This window comes from Siphonobacter sp., from assembly GCF_048595215.1.
Lineage (GTDB): Bacteria > Bacteroidota > Bacteroidia > Cytophagales > Spirosomataceae > Siphonobacter.
The window spans coordinates 1-21,609 of the sequence record NZ_JBMDWJ010000228.1 but is presented as its reverse complement, the minus strand read 5'-3'; the positions used below and the strand labels follow the sequence as shown (position 1 = coordinate 21,609).

General features: G+C 46.9%; 18 protein-coding genes. All 18 read left to right on the top strand.

Features of this window, described 5'->3' with window-relative positions; translation table 11 throughout:
• Positions 1-157 precede the first annotated feature (157 nt).
• Complete coding sequence (locus ACOJTG_RS14425) at positions 158-463, top strand: antibiotic biosynthesis monooxygenase family protein (RefSeq protein ID WP_420154470.1); 306 nt, start codon at positions 158-160, stop codon at positions 461-463.
• Complete coding sequence (gene ilvN, locus ACOJTG_RS14420) at positions 456-989, top strand: acetolactate synthase small subunit (protein ID WP_094815159.1); 534 nt, start codon at positions 456-458, stop codon at positions 987-989. The genes ACOJTG_RS14425 and ilvN overlap by 8 nt, the downstream gene beginning before the upstream one ends.
• Before the next feature lie 219 nt (positions 990-1,208).
• Positions 1,209-2,255, top strand: a complete 1,047-nt coding sequence (gene ilvC, locus ACOJTG_RS14415; RefSeq protein WP_420154469.1) for a ketol-acid reductoisomerase — start codon at positions 1,209-1,211, stop codon at positions 2,253-2,255.
• Between the two features lie 324 nt (positions 2,256-2,579).
• Complete coding sequence (ilvA, locus tag ACOJTG_RS14410; protein WP_420154468.1) at positions 2,580-3,848, top strand: threonine ammonia-lyase IlvA; 1,269 nt, start codon at positions 2,580-2,582, stop codon at positions 3,846-3,848.
• A gap of 73 nt (positions 3,849-3,921) precedes the next feature.
• On the top strand, positions 3,922-5,064 hold the full coding sequence (locus tag ACOJTG_RS14405) for a hypothetical protein (RefSeq protein WP_420154467.1): 1,143 nt from the start codon (positions 3,922-3,924) through the stop codon (positions 5,062-5,064).
• Positions 5,065-5,119: 55 nt separating this feature from the next.
• Positions 5,120-5,341 (top strand): hypothetical protein, encoded by a 222-nt coding sequence (locus ACOJTG_RS14400; RefSeq protein ID WP_420154466.1) that lies wholly within the window; start codon positions 5,120-5,122, stop codon positions 5,339-5,341.
• A gap of 112 nt (positions 5,342-5,453) precedes the next feature.
• Positions 5,454-6,323, top strand: coding sequence for a helix-turn-helix domain-containing protein (locus tag ACOJTG_RS14395; RefSeq protein WP_420154465.1), 870 nt, complete (start codon positions 5,454-5,456; stop codon positions 6,321-6,323).
• 70 nt (positions 6,324-6,393) lie between these two features.
• Entirely contained in the window at positions 6,394-7,800 is a 1,407-nt protein-coding gene (gene leuC, locus ACOJTG_RS14390) for a 3-isopropylmalate dehydratase large subunit (protein ID WP_420154464.1), read from the top strand.
• A gap of 95 nt (positions 7,801-7,895) precedes the next feature.
• Positions 7,896-8,297 carry a four helix bundle protein gene (locus ACOJTG_RS14385; RefSeq protein ID WP_420154463.1) on the top strand — a complete coding sequence of 134 codons (402 nt, stop codon included), beginning with the start codon at positions 7,896-7,898 and terminating at the stop codon, positions 8,295-8,297.
• Positions 8,294-8,884, top strand: a complete 591-nt coding sequence (gene leuD / locus ACOJTG_RS14380) for a 3-isopropylmalate dehydratase small subunit (RefSeq protein WP_420154462.1) — start codon at positions 8,294-8,296, stop codon at positions 8,882-8,884. The genes ACOJTG_RS14385 and leuD overlap by 4 nt, the downstream gene beginning before the upstream one ends.
• Before the next feature lie 19 nt (positions 8,885-8,903).
• Entirely contained in the window at positions 8,904-9,290 is a 387-nt protein-coding gene (locus ACOJTG_RS14375) for a GxxExxY protein (RefSeq protein WP_420154461.1), read from the top strand.
• A 63-nt stretch (positions 9,291-9,353) separates the two neighbouring features.
• The gene (gene leuB, locus ACOJTG_RS14370; RefSeq protein WP_420154460.1) at positions 9,354-10,427 is read left to right on the top strand and encodes a 3-isopropylmalate dehydrogenase; all 1,074 of its coding nucleotides are present in this window, start codon (positions 9,354-9,356) and stop codon (positions 10,425-10,427) included.
• Between the two features lie 333 nt (positions 10,428-10,760).
• Complete coding sequence (locus ACOJTG_RS14365; protein ID WP_104715773.1) at positions 10,761-11,900, top strand: 2-isopropylmalate synthase; 1,140 nt, start codon at positions 10,761-10,763, stop codon at positions 11,898-11,900.
• 183 nt (positions 11,901-12,083) lie between these two features.
• Positions 12,084-12,704 carry an RNA polymerase sigma factor gene (locus ACOJTG_RS14360; RefSeq protein WP_420154459.1) on the top strand — a complete coding sequence of 207 codons (621 nt, stop codon included), beginning with the start codon at positions 12,084-12,086 and terminating at the stop codon, positions 12,702-12,704.
• 162 nt (positions 12,705-12,866) lie between these two features.
• Positions 12,867-13,925 (top strand): FecR family protein, encoded by a 1,059-nt coding sequence (locus ACOJTG_RS14355; RefSeq protein ID WP_420154458.1) that lies wholly within the window; start codon positions 12,867-12,869, stop codon positions 13,923-13,925.
• 191 nt (positions 13,926-14,116) lie between these two features.
• Entirely contained in the window at positions 14,117-17,644 is a 3,528-nt protein-coding gene (locus ACOJTG_RS14350; RefSeq protein ID WP_420154457.1) for a TonB-dependent receptor, read from the top strand.
• A gap of 65 nt (positions 17,645-17,709) precedes the next feature.
• On the top strand, positions 17,710-19,563 hold the full coding sequence (locus tag ACOJTG_RS14345; RefSeq protein WP_420154456.1) for a RagB/SusD family nutrient uptake outer membrane protein: 1,854 nt from the start codon (positions 17,710-17,712) through the stop codon (positions 19,561-19,563).
• Between the two features lie 145 nt (positions 19,564-19,708).
• The coding region (locus tag ACOJTG_RS14340) for a CRTAC1 family protein (RefSeq protein WP_420154455.1) at positions 19,709-21,609 on the top strand (1,901 nt) is incomplete at its 3' end.

Below are 21,609 nucleotides of genomic sequence, written 5' to 3'. Positions count from 1 at the left end.
CTGCCGCGACCGGTCAGCCCTGAGCGAATCACTGGATACGATGCTGAATCACGATGGCCCTTATTTGCTGGAAGTGATTTGCGAGAAGGAGGAAAACGTATTTCCGATGGTTCCCGCCGGGCAGGCCGTTGATAAAATTCGCTTAGAGTAAAATAGGATGATTCTCGAAGTTGCCTTACTCGATGTACGAGCCCATCAGACGGAAGCGTTCGAACAAGCATTCCAGCAGGCTCAAGTGTATATTTCCCGGCAAAAGGGTTATTTGAGTCACCGTTTACAACGCAGCATGGAAAAGGCGAATCGGTACGTGTTACTCGTTGAATGGGCAACCCTGGAAGATCATACCATCGGTTTTCGGGAATCGGAAGATTATCAGCACTGGAAACGTTTATTACACCATTTTTACGATCCGTTTCCGGTCGTAGAGCATTTTGAATCAATAAATGCCGATACAAATGACTAATTACACCATATCCATATTTACAACTAATACGGTAGGTTTACTAAACCGTATTACGATTGTCTTCACGCGTCGTCGGTTGAATATCGAATCGCTGACGGTTTGTGAGACCGAGCGGAAAGGCGTATCCCGCTTTACCATTGTACTGAAGTCTGAAAGCCGCGAATCCGTTGAAAAACTGGTACGCCAGATCCGGAAATTAGTCGATGTACTGGCGGTATACGGGTATCTGGACGAAGACATCGTCTTTCAAGAGACAGCCCTGTTCAAAATCTCAACGCCCCTGGGTGGTCCACAACTCGACATTGAGCGGGTGAATAAGGACTTTAACGCCTGGGTAGTGCAATGGGGAACGGATTCGGTGGTCATCGAAAAATCGGGTACGGAAGCCGAAATCATGGAATTTTACCATTATATCAAACCCCAGGGTATTCTGGAGTTCGTCCGTTCGGGCCGAATCAGCGTATCCAAGGAAGAAAAAGGCCTGGTCGAATACCTGCCTTCAGAAGGAGTCTGGGAAATCGCCTAGGAGTTTACAGTTGTCAGTTTTCTGTGGTCAGTTATCATATTCCCAACTAGTGTAAACAGTTTTGAGGCCCGTTTTAAATAGGAAATGATTCTGAGCAGAATACTGCTAGCGTTAATCATGGACACTGGTTTCTTCGGGCATATTACTGAAAACAGCAAACGGAAAACTGACAACTAAACAGAGTTTTTACAATTTTATTATCCTCAAAATTCAATCAAAATGGCAAAGTTGAACTTCGGCGGACTCGAAGAAGAAGTAGTAACCCGGGAAGAATTCCCCCTCGAAAAAGCCCGTGAAGTACTGAACGAAGAAGTAATTGCGGTCATTGGCTATGGTGTACAAGGACCTGGTCAGGGACTGAATATGAAAGATAACGGCTTCAACGTAATCGTAGGTCAGCGTAAAGATTCCAAGACCTGGGATAAAGCCATAGCCGATGGATGGGTTCCCGGTGAAACCCTCTTCGAAATTGAAGAAGCTCTTGAGAAAGGTACCATCATTTGCTACCTGCTTTCTGACGCCGCTCAGATTGCCCTGTGGCCTACGGTAAAAGCTGCTCTGAAGCCTGGTAAGTCTCTTTATTTCTCACACGGTTTCGGTGTAACGTACAAAGATCAGACGGGTATTGTTCCTCCCGCTGATGTAGACGTATTCCTGGTAGCCCCCAAAGGTTCCGGAACGTCCCTGCGTCGTTTGTTCGTAGAAGGAAAAGGTCTGAACTCCAGCTTCGCCATCTATCAGGATGCTACCGGTAAAGCCCGCGAAAAATGTATCGCTATGGGTATCGGTGTAGGTTCAGGTTACCTGTTCGAGACGGATTTCTACAAAGAAGTAACGTCTGACCTTACGGGTGAGCGTGGTACGCTGATGGGTGCTATTCAAGGTATCTTCGCTGCTCAGTACGAAGTACTCCGCGAAAACGGTCACTCGCCTTCAGAAGCGTTCAACGAAACGGTAGAAGAGCTGACCCAATCCCTGATGCCTTTAGTGGCTGAACACGGTATGGACTGGATGTACGCTAACTGCTCGACGACGGCTCAACGCGGTGCTCTGGATTGGTGGAAGCCTTTCAAAGAAGCCACTAAGCCTGTATTCGAGAAATTGTATAACTCGGTAAAATCAGGTGAGCAGGCTCAAATTTCAATCAGCCGTAACTCACAGGCTGATTACCGCGAGAAACTGGAAGTAGAACTGGCCGAACTCCGCGAATCAGAAATGTGGAAAGCCGGTGCTACCGTACGTAGCCTGCGTCCCGAGCGTAGCTAGTTCTTAGTTTACAGTTTTCGATTTTTAGTTTTCAGTTAGGGTATGGGCCGCATTTTCTACAAGTGACGATTCTTTTCAAACTGAAAACAGTAAACCGAAAACTCAAAACTCTTGGGTGAATGAGTGAATGATGCCATTCGTTCATTCACCCTTTTTCGTACCAGTGCCTTTTAATAATACAAGCCTTACTTCAAAAACAACCTACAGAAAACCGCCAAGGCGGCTGCTGTACACTTCCCTATCCAACCTCCCCGTTATAAATCTTATTATCATACTATTGTGAATACCCCGGCACAGACGTTAGCACGTCGCATAGAAGAGAAGATGAAAGAAACCGTTGATTCCCCGACGCTATTCCCCCAGCTTGACGACATATTTCTTGCCGCCGAACGACTCCGCAAAGTAGTAACCCATACGCCGCTGACGGTGAATTTGAACCTGTCCGCGAAATTCGGAGCGAATGTATACCTTAAACGGGAAGACCAGCAGATTGTACGTTCCTACAAAATTCGTGGAGCCTATAACTGCATGGCTAAACTTCCAGCCGAAGCTCTGGCCAAGGGTGTAGCCTGTGCCAGTGCCGGAAACCACGCTCAGGGCGTGGCGTACGCCTGCCACAAAATGGGGGTGAAGGGGACGATTTTTATGCCCAGTACCACGCCGAACCAGAAAGTAAAACAGGTAAAACTCTTTGGGCGGGAAGAAGTAGAAGTAGTACTCACGGGTGATACGTTTGATGACGCCTACGTAGCGGCCCGTGCCTTCGAGCAGCAGCAGGGAGCAACGTTTGTGCACCCCTTTGACGACCTGGGAGTTATGGAAGGACAGGGAACGGTAGGACTGGAAATCTTCAAAGATGCCGACTTTAAAATTGATTATGTCCTCTTCGCCATCGGTGGGGGCGGACTGGCTTCGGGCGTGGCTACGGTCTTTAAACACCTTTCTCCGCATACAAAACTGATTGGCATTGAACCGGCGGGTGCGGCGTCCATGCGGGAGGCACTCAATCACGGCAAGATTGTAACGCTGGATGATATTGACAAATTCGTTGATGGAGCGGCCGTTAAGCGGGTAGGGGAGATGACTTTCCAGATCTGTCAGGAACTACTCGATGATGTGATAACCATTCCGGAAGGCAAAGTGTGTACCACGATCATGCAGTTGTACAACGAAGAAGCCATAGTAGCCGAGCCCGCCGGAGCACTGAGTATCGCTGCTCTGGATTTCCTAAAAGATGAGATCAAGGGTAAGAATGTGGTCTGCCTGGTCAGTGGTGGTAACAACGACATTACCCGGATGGAAGAGATCAAAGAACGTTCGCTCTTGTACGAAGGATTGAAGCATTATTTCATCATCCGATTTCCGCAGCGGGCCGGAGCTTTCCGGGAGTTTTTGAATGTACTCGGTCCCAACGATGACATTACTCGATTTGAGTACGTGAAGAAAACCAATCGCGAACAGGGTCCTGCTATCGTCGGTATTGAATTGAAATCAAAAAGTGACTTTTCTTCCCTTATTCACCGGATGAACGAGGCAAAAATTACGTACGAATACCTAAATGATAAGCCAGATTTATTTGGCATTTTAGTATAGGTTATTGCAAAGGAAGGTATAATAGAATGGGAATTCTATAATTTTGTTTCCCATTCTATTAACCTAACCTTATATGTTCCGTTCCTTTATACTTAGTGTAATTTTATTGCTGAATACTGGCTATGTATTCGCTCAAAGTGCTTTCCAAAAAGGGTATATTGTAAAATCCGCCGGAGATACCCTAGCCTGTTACATTCATTATCAAGACTGGTCCGATAGCCCCGCCGAAATTCGAATCAAACGAGATTTAACCCAGAAAGAAGAAAGCATCAGTGCCGTTTCCTATAAGGCATTTTACATAGAGAAGGCAAATCAGTTGTATAAATCGCATACGTTGAATCTTCTGTACGTAAGCGAAGATGTTTACGAGACTAAGCCTGATACGTACTTTCAGCAAACGTTATTTCTACAACAGCTCTGGAGTGACCAGAAAATCAGCTTGTATTACGCTAGAAGTGATAAAGATGGAAGAATCCGTTTTTTTATTGAAGAAGGACCTTCGTTCTATGAACTGATCAATTATAGTTTTTACCGGCAAAAGGAAGGGCAAAATTATCGCGTAGCGGTACAGGAGTACAAGCAACAGCTAGAGCAGCTGACGGCTGATGTTGCCCGTTTTTCAATGACTCCTCCCCTTTATGCGAGCCGATATCTGATCAAATATTTACAGACTTACCACGATAAAAAATATACGGAAGAGCCCGTTACATTTCGGTTGAAAGATGAAAAGTCCACGTTCTATGTGGGACTTAATGCCGGTCTTGAACGTTTGAATATTAGTGATTTAAGCCAAGGAAAAAATCAGGCTTCTGTAGGTGTATCGGCACGCGTAAATTTCCCCCAGAATCATCAGCAAATGTACGCGAAAATAGCTTTCCATAGGGCTTCAAAAATAGTGGTACTGCAAGAAGAAACACGTAGGCCCGTGGATAGTAATTTAAAAACGATCGAAATACTGGCTGGTCAATACCTAGGCGGGGGTAAAATCCAACCTTTTTATAACGTAGGATTAGTAATTTTTTCAAATAAAATTGCTACGACTGGCATTCTTACACCGGGTATTGGGGTTAGCTTTAAAAAACGGCTCGAATTGGAAGTATCACATTTCAGCCGCTTGTTTTTTAAGATGGGTCAGGAAGAAGCTCCATTTCTTATCCCTCCCCGAATCTCCCTTAATTACTACATCAAACTTAATGGTCCTAATAAACTATTTTAACTGATTTTGAATTATATACCAGTAGTGAAGAACCCGAAAGGAGGCGATTTTTAATATGAATACTGTATCCGAATTACGGGAACTGGCGGCCCGTCTGGCTGCTTTTCCCACCGAAGAAGAAAAATTAGAGTTTTTACATCGGCAGTTAGCTGCGTTTTCGAACCTTTCCCCCGAACAGCAAACCCGCCAGCTTCTGGAATGGGAAGCGTTCCACGAAAAAGAACATCCGGTCGTTGAGAAGCCTCTTTCCAACGCTGAAAATAAGAATGCAGCCTAAGTAGTTTGAGGATGGGCAAGGTTTAAAAAGTTGAAAATAGGTCTGTTTGGGCTCATTTAGGCTTGTTTGAACGTTACTCATCCTCAAACCTTTTCAAACCCAATTACGTCCAGTGCTTCGTGTCCCCACTTTCATGCATGTCAATGAATTTGAATCGCTCAAGATTCAGGACATGACTTTTGTGGCCTATCGCAACCAGGACCCGCCGCTCCGCAACGAGGTTTTTTTTGAAGAACACGCGGTAATTTTTGTACTGGAAGGCGAAAAGCGATTTCTGGCTCCTGAAGGCGAAACGCGGGTACGCAAGGGCGATGTGGTGTTTATCCGTCGCGGCTATTACTTCATGCAGGAAGCACTCGACCGGGCCTATCGCAGCCTGGTTTTTTTCTTTCATGAGAAGTTGTTGAAATCCTTCGTCGAGCAGCATATTGAACTGGTTTCCGGTCCGCTTCAGGAACGGGAAATTGATAACCCCTTACTGGTGTTTGAAGGAAATTCCAGCTTGAATGCCTTTGCGGATTCCATCTTTCCGTATTTCCAGCGGCCTACGCCCTTTCTCAATCAGTACCTGCGACTTAAATCGCATGAACTCCTACTCTTACTTTTCGAAAACGACGTTACAGGACAGCTAAAAGCCTTTTTGCACAGCTTGTACATTGGCGAAAAGCTGGACCTGGAGTGGTTACTACAGAGCTACTATCTCAAACCATTGTCGGTAGCTGAACTAGCCCGTCTATCCGGCCGCAGTCTCTCCGTATTCAATCGTGATTTCGAAAAACAGTTCGGCACCAGTCCCGCCGCCTGGATTCGTAAGAAACGACTCGAACATGCGGTATTCTTACTGGAAAATACGAGTAAAAACGTTTCAGAAATCAGTTTTGAGATTGGGTACGAAAGCGTATCTCACTTCATTAAAGCCTTTAAAGAGCAATATAGCTCAACGCCCAATTTATATAATCGGACCAAAAACGCTATCGTTTGAACGTTTGCCGATACCTACTTGCTCGATAAATCCCTCAATTTTGTAGCGTATTAGTTAGCCTAATCCAACAATGAGCAATACCCCTCAAACATTATTCGATAAAATCTGGGACAGCCACGTCGTGAAACGCCAGGAAGGATTTCCCGATGTTGTATTTATTGATCGTCACTTCATTCACGAGGTTACGAGTCCTCAGGCCTTCGACGGTCTTCGCAAACGTGGAGCGAAAGTCTTCAATGTAAATCGCACGACGGCAACCGCCGATCACAACGTTCCTACGAAAGATCAGCACCTGCCCATCCGGGAAGCGTTGTCTCGCCATCAGGTGGAGAAACTTCGCGAAAACTGCAAGGAATTCGGGATTGAACTCTACGACTTATTACATCCTTTTCAGGGTATCGTACACGTCATCGGACCCGAACTGGGCATTACCCAACCCGGTATGACGATTGTGTGCGGTGATTCGCATACCTCAACGCACGGAGCGTTTGGAAACGTAGCGTTCGGGATTGGTACTTCGGAAGTAGAGCAGGTACTGACGACGCAGTGTATCATTCAGTCGAAGCCTAAAAAGATGCTGATCGAAGTCAATGGTACGCTCGAAAAAGGCGTAACGGCGAAAGACTTGATCTTGTATATCATCGCTAAAATCTCAGCTGCCGGAGCTACGGGCTATTTCGTGGAATACGCTGGAGAAGCCATTCGGAACCTGACGATGGAAGGCCGGATGACGGTCTGTAACATGAGTATCGAAATGGGTGCTCGTGGCGGCATGATTGCCCCCGATGAAGTAACCTTCGCCTACCTGAAAGGCCGTCGCTTTGCTCCACAGGGTGAAGAGTTTGACCGTAAGGTAGAAGCGTGGAAGGAACTGAAAACCGACGAAGGAGCTCATTTCGATAAAGTACTGACTTTCGATGCGGCGGACATCAAGCCCATGATTACGTATGGAACGAACCCGGGTATGGGTATCGGTGTAACGGATCACGTACCAACGCTGGAGGAAATTCCGGCTACGGAGCAGCCTTCGTTTGAAAAGTCGCTGAATTATATGGGTCTGAAGCCGGGTGAAAGCCTGTTAGGGAAAGCCATTGATTACGTGTTCATCGGCTCCTGTACGAATGCCCGGATCGAAGATCTTCGGGAAGTAGCGGAATTCGTTAAAGGAAAACAAAAAGCCAGTGGTATCGAAGTCTGGATTGTACCTGGTTCGAATCAGGTAGCTGAACAGGCTCGGGCTGAAGGTCTCGACAAAGTATTTGAAGGAGCGGGTTTTGAATTACGCGGTCCCGGATGCTCAGCTTGCTTAGGGATGAATGAAGACAAAGTACCCGCCGGTAAATATGCCGTGAGTACCTCCAACCGAAACTTTGAAGGTCGCCAAGGACCGGGAGCCCGTACCTTACTGGTTTCTCCATTAACGGCTGCCGTAGCAGCGGTGACGGGTAAGGTAGGCGACGTTCGGGAACTGGTGTAAAACTAGTTGTTCGTTAATGGTTGTTTGTTGTTAGCTGGATTAACGGTACTTCGTTGTTCTAATACATTCAACCTGAAAGTGTTAACGAACTAACTATGTCTTACGCTGCTTACACTGAACTAACTATTTGGAAGGAATGCCGAAAGTTAACAGCCGAAGTATATCGGGTTACCAGGGATTTTCCTAAAGAAGAACTTTTCGGACTGACCAATCAAATGCGTCGCTGTGCGGTGTCTATCCCCTCTAATCTTGCAGAAGGCTGTGGACGAAATCACGCCAAAGATTCATTACAATTTTTCTTCATTTCCAGAGGGTCGTTGTATGAATTGGAAACGCAGATTTATATCGCCAGTGACCAGAATTACATTCCTGAAAGTGAGGTAAATGCGTTGTTGTCTCAATTATCAATTTGTAAAAAACTTCTCAACGGATTCATTAAATACTTTGAGCAACTAAAAAGACAAACAACAGACAACGAACAACCACCAACAAAATGAAAGAGACAATAACTACATTGACTTCACAGGCGGCTCCGCTGCCGATTGAAAATATTGATACGGACCAGATTATTCCGGCTCGTTTTTTGAAAGCTACAACTCGCGAAGGTTTTGGCGATAATCTTTTCCGGGACTGGCGGTACAACGCAGATGATACACCGAAAACGGATTTCGTACTCAACGATCCGACTTATAAGGCTGCCCGGATTTTGGTGGCGGGTAAGAATTTCGGCATGGGTTCCAGCCGGGAGCACGCTGCTTGGGCTATTCATGACTACGGCTTCAGCGTGGTCATTTCGAGCTTCTTTGCGGATATTTTCCGGAATAATTCGCTGAATAACTTTGTACTGCCGGTACAGGTATCGGACGAATTTTTGGCGAAAACCTTCGCTATTATTGAGGCCGACCCGTACGCTCAGATTGCGGTCGATCTGGAAAATCAGCAGGTGACCTTACCCGACGGTACGGCTACTTCATTCGATATCAACCCGTACAAGAAGAACTGCCTGATGAATGGCTACGATGATATCGATTACCTGATCTCGTTGCGGCCGGAGATTGAGGCGTTCCAGGCAAGTCAAGTTTAACCACTGAGTAACACAAAGTATGGCACAGAGTCTCACGGAGTTAAATGTGATTTCACGCCAGATTCTGGCCTGTGCCTACCAAGTTCATACGGCTTTAGGCCCTGGCTTACTCGAGAGTGCCTACAAAGAATGTTTGGCTTACGCTCTTACAAAAAGTGGGCTTTTTGTGGAAAAGGAGAAAGCAATGCCTTTGGTGTACAAAGAGATCAGGCTTGAAGTTGGTTATCGAATTGATCTTTTGGTTAATCAGCAAATTGTTCTGGAATTAAAATCAATTGAAGCTTTAACGGAAGTGCACCTCGCTCAGATTTTAACCTACATGCGACTGGGTAATTACAAGCTGGGTTTGTTACTGAATTTTAACGTAGCGAGCCTGAAAAATGGAATCCGGCGAGTTGTACTTTAAGCAATTACTTAGCGTAACTCTGTGTAAAACTCTGAGATACTCTGTGGTTAATTAAACCTTTACATGGCAAGTAAACATATTCTCGTAATTCCCGGTGATGGGATTGGTCAGGAAGTGACCGAAGTATCGAAACAAGTCGTCGAAGCCATTGGCCAGAAATTTGGTCATGCCTTTACCTTTGACTACGCCCTCATCGGTCACGCCGCTATCGAAGCAACGGGTCAGCCGCTGCCCGAGGAAACCATCGAAAAATCCAAAGCTTCTGACGCCATCCTTTTTGGAGCCGTAGGACATCCCAAATACGATAACGATCCTTCCGCCAAGGTACGTCCCGAGCAGGGATTGCTGGGTATTCGCAAAGCCTTGGGCCTGTACGCGAACCTGCGACCCATCAAGTTATTCGACGAATTATTGGAAGCATCCAGCATTAAAGCGGAGATTCTTCGCGGAGCAGACATTCTGTTTTTCCGGGAACTGACGGGAGACATTTACTTCGGTGAAAAAGGTCGTCAGGATGAAGGGGCTACGGCGTACGATATTGCCAAATACAGCAAATACGAAGTGGAACGTATCGCTCGAAAAGCGTTCGAAGCAGCTCGGACCCGTAAGGGCAAACTTTGCTCGGTAGATAAAGCCAACGTACTGGAAACGAGCCGTCTCTGGCGGGAAGTTGTTCAGGAAATTGCCAAAGAATATCCAGACGTAACAGTAGAGCATCAATTTGTCGATTCAGCGGCGATGTTGCTGATTAAAGATCCCCGCCGGTTTGACGTGGTACTGACGGCTAATTTGTTCGGCGATATTCTCACGGATGAAGCCAGTCAGATTGCTGGTTCCATGGGTATGTTGGCTTCGGCATCCATCGGTGATACCGTAGGTTTATACGAACCCATTCACGGTTCAGCCCACGATATTACGGGTAAAGGCGTGGCCAACCCGCTGGCTTCAGTACTGTCGGCGGCCCTGATGCTGGATATTTCGTTTGGGATGAAGGAAGAAAGCGAAGCCATCATTGCTGCCGTAGACGGTGTGCTCAAAGATGGTTTCCGGACGGGTGACATCGCTGATGCTCAGACCGACCGGGCTAAAATCCTGGGTACCGAGGCCATGGGAGCCGAACTGCTCAAGCGGATTTAGACCAGCAATAACCGATTACGGAAGTAAAAAGGCGTAAAAAGCTCTGGCATCAAACATCAAATTATTTGCCTGAATCAAAATTCCGGCTATTTTTGTCCTCACAATGGAAACCGCCTGTGTTATGTTTGCCAATACACTCAACCTTTCTCTTCTTATTCTCGGCCCAATGCTTTGAGAACGGGAGTTGGTTGTAACCATACTGAACCCTTTCTCAAGTACTTGAGAAAGGGTTTTTTTATCCGCGATTTCCATTAAGACTTTGCTGAAAAGTTCCCGCTACTTAGCAAAGTAATGCCTAACCAAGGAGTTCATTCACGATCACACTGTTTACTTATGAGCCAAAGAATTCAAATCTTCGACACCACTCTGCGTGACGGCGAGCAAGTGCCCGGATGTCAATTAACTACGGAAGAAAAAGTAGTAATTGCTAAGGAACTTGAGCTACTTGGAGTGGATGTCATTGAGGCTGGTTTTCCCATCTCCAGTCCTGGGGACTTTCGGTCGGTAGAAGAAATTTGCAAAGCCGTAACCGAACCTACTGTCTGTGGACTTACCCGGGCCGTTGAGAAAGATATTGAAGTAGCGGCTGAGGCTCTCCGATACGCCAAACGCCCCCGGATTCATACCGGGATTGGTTCCTCCGACGTACACATTCTTCATAAGTTCAATTCCACCCGTGATCAGATTCTCGAACGCGGTGTACGTGCCGTGAAGTACGCCAAGAAATTTGTTGAAGACGTAGAATTTTACGCCGAAGACTCTGGACGTGCCGATCTGGAATTCCTTGCCCGCCTGACGGAAGGGGTAATTGCCGCCGGGGCTACCGTGGTAAACCTACCGGATACGACGGGTTATCTGTTACCCGAGCAGATGTACGAACGTATTTCCTACATCTTCGAGAATGTTTCCAACATTCACAAGGCAACGATTTCCATGCACTGCCACAACGATTTGGGTCTGGCTACGGCCAATACGTTGGCGGGAATTCGGGCGGGTGCTCGTCAAGTGGAAGTAACCATTAACGGGATCGGCGAACGGGCGGGTAATACCTCACTCGAAGAAATCGCCATGGCCTTGAAAGTACATAAAGATCTGGGCTTTGAAACGGGGATCGATTCTTCGCGTTTATACCCCTTGTCGAAGCTCGTATCAGGAATGATGCGGATGCCTGTTCAGGCTAATAAGGCTATTGTAGGACGGAATGCCTTTGCTCACTCTTCGGGCATCCACCAGGATGGGCACTTGAAAAATTCGTCCAATTACGAAATTATCAACCCGGAAGATGTAGGCGTACCTAGTTCAGAAATTATCTTGACGGCACGTAGCGGCCGGGCTGCTCTACGTCACCGCTTGCAACTATTAGGCTTTAAATTCGAAAAATTAGATCTGGATAAACTCTACGAACGCTTTTTGCTAATGGCCGATGAACGCAAGATGATTCATGACCAAGATCTTATGGAACTGGTTGGATAAGGAAAGCACAGCGGCTACTAAAAAGGCCCATACTCGTACGTATGGGCCTTTTTTAGCAGTAAACAAGCTTAAATTACCCGGATGCTGAGTTATTAAAAAAAATCAATAAGATTATCTGTATATAAAATTAGACTATAGTAGTAAAAGTATATATTTGACTTTAATTACTTCTGTACTCTATGTATGAAAAATATCTCTACGAATTCTCCTGTAGAAGAATTACGCTTGTGGAGAAAATTTATCACAGGTGATCGTTTAGCTTTTCAAGAACTTATTGTTTCTAATTACCGCCCCCTAGTGCAGTACGGAACCCGTTTTTGCCGGGACCAGCCTTTCATTGAAGATGTCATTCAGGACTTGTTTGTGTACCTCTGGGAACATAAAGAGGACTTAAGTGATACGCCAGCGAATGTTCGTAACTACTTGTTCAAGGCGTTCCGTAATCGTATTCTGTTCGAGCTCAAACAGCAGCAACGTTTTACGGACTTGCCTGAAATGGATGATGAAGGGGGCGAATTACTCGTGCCCTGCGTACAGGATACCTTGTTGCACATCGAAGCCAATACGGAAGTAAGCCAGCAGATTTCGGGTTTAATGGCTCAGTTGCCCGACCGGCAACGCGAAGCCCTGTTTCTAAAATACTACCAGGATTGCGAAATTCAGGAGATTGCTGACATCATGGGAATCAATCGCCAGTCGGTATCCAACCATTTACAGAAAGCCATGACCTTCCTACGGCATCACTGGAACAAATCCTTCCTTATGCCACTCTGTAGTTACCTTTTCTCTTCCTTCTTGCTGTAAGCCTTCCTGGCCATTCGTAGTCTGATCCTTCTCAAAAAGAAGGGGTATACCCAGCCATGGAAGACCCCCATAAAAAAAATTAAAAAATTCCTATTCTGAGAGGGTATAAGGCTATTCGTTTTTCCTAATCAGAATGGAGCCTTCTCCTACTTTAATTATTCCATGGATAGCTATAATCATTTTAATGCGGAAGAATTCTTAGAAAACCCTTCGTTTCGAGCGTGGGTTTACGGAAAATCTTCTCCGGCAGAAACCGACTATTGGAAGCGGTTCTTACGCGAGTATCCGCAGGCGGAAGAAGCTATCCTGGAGGCAAAAAGCATACTGCTGACGCTAGTGGAGCCCGAAGTGATCATGTCCGATGAGTACATCCGCCAACGTTCGCGGCGTATTCTCGAAAAAACGAGTTCCTTAGGCGTCAAACGTAGCTTCTGGCGGTGGGGTGGGAGCATGGCTGCCATACTCGTATTAACTGCTGGACTGGGCGGGTGGTTAATTTGGAAAAACCAGGCGATACGTCCTCCGCTTCCGGTAACTCAGGCCAAAGCCGTAGTAAAGGAACATTGGAATGAAATCATCAATGAAAGTCAGCAAAGTCGGTTAGTATTATTGCCCGATGGAAGTTCAGCCGTATTACAATCCCAAAGCCGGATTGCTTTCCCTAAGAAATTCGATGCTACGAAGCGAGAGGTAGTCTTGGTGGGAGAAGCTTTTTTTGAGGTCAAAAAGAATGCAAAGCAACCCTTTTTTGTAGAAACCAACGAAGTCATTACCCGCGTGACCGGAACGAGTTTTACGATACGGGCCTTTGAATCGGCCAAGCAGGTAAAGGTAACCGTGAAAACGGGCACAGTAGCGGTATTTAAGAAAGCTCAACAGGAAGTTAGTCCTCAAGTGGTACGGCCCAATCAGCAAGCCACGTTTGAACGGCAGAACCAAACGCTATCGATCAGCGGAAGTCCATTGCCTGAACTGACCGTACTAGAAAAAGAGCCCTTTACCTTCACCCGTACGCCCATTAGTGAAGTATTTCGGATACTGGAAAAAAACTACGGCGTAAAAATCAATTATGATTCAGAACTGATGAGGCATTGTACCTTATCGGCGGAGCTGGGTGATAAGCCGGTGCTTGAAAAGCTAACACTGATTTGTGCCGGGATTGAATCAACCTATGAGTACCAGGATGGAAAAATAACAATTCATAGTAAAGGTTGCCATTAATTCTACTTTATCCCCTTGACTCGAACAAAGCCTATGTAGCAAAAGCACTTACTCCTTTATGAAAAAAAAGCCCCCGATGTTCCCGCATCGGAGGCCCGTAACTTCCCCTTTAGTCTTGCGAAACAATTATCCTCCCAAAAAGGAGGAACAGGGGATTCTTTGTCTAATGGTTTATTAAACCTCCCAAATTTATGCAAAAATTTTTCCACTCAAACAAACTGCTGTACGACCTTATGAAAGTCAGTCTTGTACAGTTTTTCATGGCAGTAGTGTTTGTAGGTGCAAGTCATGCCCACGAGAGCTCAGGGCAGGAAATCCTTAACCAGCGAGTCACTATTGCCGTTAAAAATCAGGATCTGGAAAAGGTACTTTCCAGACTGGCCAAAATTGCTAAAGTTCACTTTCTCTACAGCCCGGAATTGATTGATGCGGACCGTAAAGTGAACCTTACGCTGCATAATCAATCCATCGGAGCGGCTTTGCAGGAGTTACTGAATCCCCTGGACCTGACTTATCAGGTTATGGGTGAGCAAGTGGTCCTGAAACGTAAACCCGCTACGGTACTCGCCTCTCGTACGGCAGCTCTTGCCGAGGAGAAGATCGAGGAAAGCGAAACCCCCGTTGCTCCAGTGGACATCACTATCAAAGGGGTTGTTTTAGAAGAAGACGGACTGCCTTTAGTAGGGGTAAGTGTACAGGTGAAAGGAACGACCATCGGAACGACTACGAAAGCGGATGGATCGTACCAACTAACGGTTCCCAATACGGAAGCGGTACTGATTTTCAGCTACGTAGGTTTTATCAAACAGGAAGTTGCGGTTGGCACTAAAACAACGATCGATGTTCGCTTACAAAGCGATACCCAAGCCCTTTCGGAAGTGGTTGTCGTAGGTTACGGCGAGCAGAAGAAGGAAACGGTAACGGGTGCCGTTACTACGGTGAAAGGTACGGATCTGGTAAAATCTCCCGCCGTTAACCTTTCGAACTCGATTGCGGGTCGGATGCCGGGTGTAATTGCTGTACAACGTAGTGGCGAGCCTGGTTACGATGGAGCCGGTATTCGGATTCGGGGTACGAACACGCTGGGTAACAGCGATGCCTTGATCGTAGTCGATGGAATCCCAGCACGGGCGGGCGGTTTCGACCGGATCAACCCAGCCGACATCGAAACGATTTCTGTACTGAAAGATGCTTCGGCTGCTATTTACGGAGCTCGGGCAGCAAACGGCGTTATCCTGATTACTACCAAACGCGGGAAGACGGGTAAGCCCGAATTATCGTATTCCTTCAATCAGGGTTTCTCACAACCGACGGTTATTCCTAAACTAGCCAATGCCTCTCAGTTTGCTGAGATGCGGAATGAATTGGAGATTTTCAATTTACCTTCCAGCGAATGGGGAGCTGCTACGGCCGCTTTCCGTTCAACGGGTAGCTACACGCGTCCGGATGGTTCCGTAAAAGCAGCTCCTTACAAACCGGAAGATTTCCAGAAGTTTGCCGATGGTTCAGACCCCTGGTTTCACCCGAATACGAACTGGTTCAAGGATGCCTTGAAAACGTGGTCACCCCAATCTCGCCACAACGTGCAGTTGAGCGGAGGAACGGAGAACGTGAAGTACTTAACGTCGATCGGGTACCAGAATCAGGATGCGTATTACAAAAATTCAGCAACGGGTTACAAGCAGTACGATCTGCGTTTGAATCTGGATGCGAATATCAACAAATACGTACACGTAAGTCTGGGTAGCATTGCTCGTCAGGAAAGCCGTCGTTTTCCAACCAAATCAGCCGGTACAGTTTTCCGGATGTTGATGCGTGGTCTGCCTACGCAACCAGCGTTCTGGCCGAATGGCATGCCTGGTCCGGATATTGAAAATGGTGAAAACCCCGTAGTCATTACGACTAACCAAACGGGTTACGACCGGGATACACGCTACTACTGGCAAACCAATGGTTCGATTGACGTTAAAATTCCTGGGGTTGAAGGTCTGAAATTTACGGGAACTGCGGCTATCGATAAATATATCAAGCAAGGCAAACGTTGGGAAACCCCCTGGTATTTGTATACGCACCAAGGAGCGTTCGAAAGTGATGGCGTAACTCCGGTATTAGTACGTGGTAAACGCGGTCCTGCCGAGCCTCGACTGACGCAAAGCAACGAAGATCAATTGAACATCCTCTTGGGTGGAATTGGAACGTACGAACGCAAATTCGGTGATCATGCGCTGACCTTACTGGCGGGGGTGAACAAAGAAACGATTCGTAACGATAACTTCAGTGCCTACCGTCGTTACTTCATTTCTACGGCTATTGATCAGCTTTTCGCTGGGGGTGATTTGGAGCGTACCAACAACGGTGGTGCTTGGGAACGGGCTCGTTTGAACTACTTCGGACGGGTTGCCTACAACTACAAAGAGAAGTACCTCGCCGAATTCCTCTGGCGGTATGATGGTTCGTACATGTTCCCTGAACAGACTCGTTACGGCTTCTTCCCGGGTATCATGGCGGGTTGGCAGATTTCAGAAGAGAACTTCTTCAAGAATAACGTCAACTTCGTTAACTACCTGAAACTGCGGGCTTCGTACGGTCAGATGGGTAATGACCAGATTTACTACGACAACACCCTCCAAGAGTATCAGTATTACTCAACGGCAGGTTTTGGTACGTATGTCATCAACAACCAGTTACAGAAGACCCTGTTTGAGTCTCGCGTGCCTAACCCGAACATTACTTGGGAGGTTGCCAATAACTCAAATATTGGTTTGGAAGGTCAGTTATTCAACGGAAAAATCAACTTCGAGTTTGAGTACTTCTATAACAAACGGACGAGTATCCTCTGGCGTAAAAACGCTTCGATTCCTCAAACGACTGGTATGAAGTTGCCCGCTGAAAACATCGGTAAGATGCAAAACACCGGGTTTGAATTCAAGGTGGGTCACTCCGGTCAGAAAGGTGATTTCCGGTATAACGTAAGCTTCAACGGAGGCTATGCCAAAAACAAGGTTCTCTTCTGGGATGAAGCCCCGGGAGCACCCGCTTGGCAGCGTACGACGGGTAAACCTTTGAATGCCTTCTTATTCTATGAATACGATGGCGTCTTCAAAGATCAGGCGGATATTGATGCTACGTTGGGTCGGGTAGATTACTCAGCGATTACCAATACCGTACGTCCTGGCGACATGAAGTATAAAGACTACGATGGAAACGGAAAAATTACTCCGGATGACCGTGTACGTGGTAACAAGAACACCATTCCTACGCTGCAAGGTGGTTTGAACGGTTCGTTCTACTACAAGAACTTCGATTTGTCAGTCCTATTCCAGTACGCTACCGGTGCTCAGCTCTACGTAAGTACGGGTGAATCCGGAAGTATCGGTAACTACCTGCTGGACGTGTATCAGCACCGCTGGACGGTAGACAATCCGAGTGATAAACACCCCCGGATTGCCGATCGTAGCAACCAGTACTACTCTAATGACAATACGTACTGGTTACGTAGTTCCGATTACATTCGTCTGAAAAACCTGGAATTAGGCTATACGCTGCCTTCTACGCTCAGCAAACAGATCGGTATGAATGCGGTACGATTCTACGTAAATGGTCTGAACCTGTTTACGATTGATAAGCTGAAAGTGTACGATCCAGAAGCGGATAACACTACGGGTCAGTATTATCCTCCCGCTCGTATTATCAATACGGGTTTATCCATCACATTCTAAGGTAAGCTAGGGTACGGTTGCTGCTGAACCGGTAACCGTACCCCGCATCGAAACGAAATAAGACTATGAAAAAATCGATTCAAAAACTGGGTTTCGTTGCAGTGGTCGCTCTGATGGCTTCCTGTAACGGAGACTTCGTTAATAAACAGCCGCTGGGAGAGGTAGTACTGTCAACCGTTTGGCAGGATGGTCCCTTAGCGGAAGCATTCGTTACGGATATCTATAACGGCTTTGGTCAGGGAGGTCTCGATGAGCAAATGCTGGCCTCGTTAAGCGATGAAGCCCTATTTACGCACCCTGGTCGTGGTATCAATACCTTTACGGAGGCCCGTTCTAATCCGGCTGACATTGGCTGGGTGAATAACACCTACGAATGGGGAGCCATGTATACTCGTATTCGGGCCTGTAACCTGGCGATTGAAAACTTAACGAGTCCTCAGTTTAATGATCCTACTTTGGCGACTCGCTTACTGGGTGAAGCCAAGTTCATGCGGGCGTATTACTACCAGCAGTTAACCCGTTACTACGGCGGCGTACCGATTATTGATCGGGCCTATAAATTAGGAGAAGCCGATTATACGGTAACGCGGAACACCTACGAAGAGTGCATTAACTTCATCACCAAAGATCTGGATGATGCAGCTACGGCACTAAAAGGTAAATCCATGCTTCCCGGTCGTGCCAACGAAGCTGCTGCGCTGGCGCTCAAGTCGCGGGTACTGATTTACGCCGCCAGTGATTTACACGATGTACCGACGGCAAAAGCCAAATCAGCAACCATTTCTGCGTTTGCCAAACCTGAAATTTTAGGGTACGTAAGTGGTAGTCGGGCCGATCGCTGGAAGAAAGCAAAAGATGCTGCCAAAGCGGTACTCAATCTGACTTCGTACGGTTACGAGTTGAATTTATCCGCTCCGGTTTCTAAAGAACAAGGTACTACGAACTATATCAACGTATCTACTTCTAAAAATGGTGGCGAAAAAGATTTGATTCTGGGTCGTTACTTCATTGACTTGAAAGATGAAGGGGGAGCCTGGGTAGGGCGTAACAACGGGCCTAACGGCTACCACAACTGGGCGGGAAATACACCCCTTCAAAACCTGGTGGATGATTACGAAATGATGGATGGTAGCAAGTTCGACTGGAGTGATCCCTCGAAAGCGACAACGCCTTACCAAAATCGTGACCCTCGTTTCTATGGTACCATTCTCTACGATGGAGCTACCTGGAAACCCCGGCCTTCGGATGTAGCGGGTAGAGATCCTAACAACCAGATTCAAACGGGCCAATATCAAGTAACGAACGCCAGCGGAGCCGTTGTTGCGGCAGCGGGTCTGGATACGCGTCAAAGCTCCGTGGAAGACTGGAACGGATCGCGGACGGGTTACTACATGCGGAAGTTCATTGATCCGAACCCGGCGATTGTGGATCAGAATACGCGTCAGCAAGTCCCCTGGCCGTTGATCCGTTATACGGAATCACTGCTTAACTACGTCGAGGCTTGTATTGAGCTGGGCGAAGATGCGGAGGCTAAAACCTACCTCAACAAAGTACGTTTCCGGGCAGGTATGCCAGCCATTACCGAAACGGGCAATGCCCTGCGGGAACGCTATCGCAACGAACGTCGCGTGGAGATGGCCTACGAAGAGCAACGCTACCACGATGCCCGCCGTTGGATGATTGCGCCGAATACCTTAGGTAATCAGGCTCGAATCATTCAGATTACGGGTACGCTCAAGGCTGGTAAAACGGTAAGCATTTATAAGTACGATCCGAACAACTACAATTACAAATACCAGGTGACCAACATTGATCCAGGTATTGAAAATCGGAAATGGCTCGATAAGATGTACTTCGTCCCCATCAGCCGGGATGAGATTAACCGGAATAGTAAATTGCTTCAAAATCCTGGTTTCTAATTTGTTACTAATGATCAGGTAAAGTTTCGAAAATAATCTACGTCTCTGCAGGCGTAGATTATTTTCATAAAATAGGCCTTGCATCGCCTGAAAAAGCGGCCCACTGCTACCCATTGAATACTGCCCCTTAACTTTATATCCCCTCATGAATCGAATTATACCGCTTAGCCTTTTGGTCTTTCTGCTGGCTTGTCAGCAGAAAAGCGAGAAGGAAGTAACTCAGGCCGATCCAGGACCTACCTTATTTAAAGTCTTACCAGCGGATCAAACCCACGTTGACTTCAGTAATACCTTAACCGAAGGCCTCAATACCAATATTTTAATGTATGAATACTTCTACAACGGCGGGGGCGTTGCCGTTGGGGATTTGAATAACGATGGCCTGGAAGATCTTTACTTCACGGCTAACATGACGCCCAACAAACTGTACCTCAATCAAGGGGAATTACAGTTTAAAGACATTACGGAGGCCAGTGGAGCGGCTGGCCGACCAGGCCCCTGGAAAACGGGAGTGACGATGGCCGACGTGAACGGAGACGGGAAGCTGGATATCTACGTCTGCTACTCGGGGAGCGTATCACCCGAGAACCGTACCAATCAGCTATTCATCAATCAAGGCGTTGATGCCAATGGTATCCCCCAGTTTAAAGAATCGGCTCGGGAGTATGGACTTGATCTACCCGCCTTTAGTACCCAGGGATCTTTTTTTGATTACGATAAAGACGGCGATCTCGACCTGTTTTTACTCAACCACAATCCCAAGTCCTTACCCGTGTTGGATGAAGTAGCAACGAAGGAGATTCTCAAAAAAGAAGATCCTAACGTGGGCTCGAGACTATTCGAAAATACGGGCAATCATTTCAAAGACGTTACGACAAAGGCAGGCATTCAAAGTGTATCCTTATCGTACGGATTGGGGATCAGTATTTCAGATATGAATGGCGACGGCTGGCCGGATATTTACATTGGAAATGATTACGCCGTGCCGGACTTTTTATACATCAATAACCAGAACGGGACCTTCCGCAATCAAATTCAGAACTACCTGGGGCATACCTCTCAGTTCTCAATGGGCAATGATATTGCGGATATCAATAACGACGCGTTGCCCGACATTTATACGCTGGATATGCTACCCGAAGACAACAAACGGCAGAAACTGTTGATGGCTTCGGATAACTACGAAAAATTTGATTTAAATCTACGTTCCGGGTTTTACTATCAGTACATGCGGAACATGCTTCAGCTCAACAATGGTAACGGAAGTTTCAGCGAAGTTGGACAGCTTGCGGGTATTTCCAATAGTGACTGGAGCTGGGCCGCACTCTTTGCCGATTACGATAACGACGGTTGGAAAGATCTCTTTGTTTCCAATGGCTATCTACGGGATTACACCAACATGGATTTTTTGAAATACATGGGTGATTTCATGAAAAATCGCCAGGGAAATATCCATCGCCAAGACGTACTGAATCTGGTCCAACAAATTCCGGCTTCCAACGTAAGTAATTATCTGTTTAAGAATAACGGTAACCTGACGTTCTCGAATGTCAGTGCGGCCTGGGGGGTGAACCAACCGCTGAATAGTAACGGAGCCGCTTTTTCGGATTTGGATAACGATGGCGATCTGGATTTGATTATCAATAATATCAATCATCTGGCGAGTCTGTACGAAAACCAGTCGGATCGAAAGAATCATTTTTTAAGAATAAAACTTGAAGGCAAGCCGGGCAATACGCAGGGAATTGGGGCTAAAGTTCTCCTTTCGGCGAAAGGGCAACGGCAGTTTCTGGAGCAGATGCCCACGCGGGGGTATCAGTCCAGCGTATCACCGGTGCTGCATTTTGGCTTGCAGGCCGCTACTCAAATTGATTCGCTGACGATTACCTGGCCCGATGGTTCGCAGGAAACCAAAACGGCTCTGAAAGCTGACCAGCTACTGACGCTCAAACAGACGGATGCTTCGGCGGCTAAAATCCGTACTACGGCTCCGGGCTGGTATCAATCCGTACCCGCTCCTGCCGCGTTTCAGGCGACGACTACCTC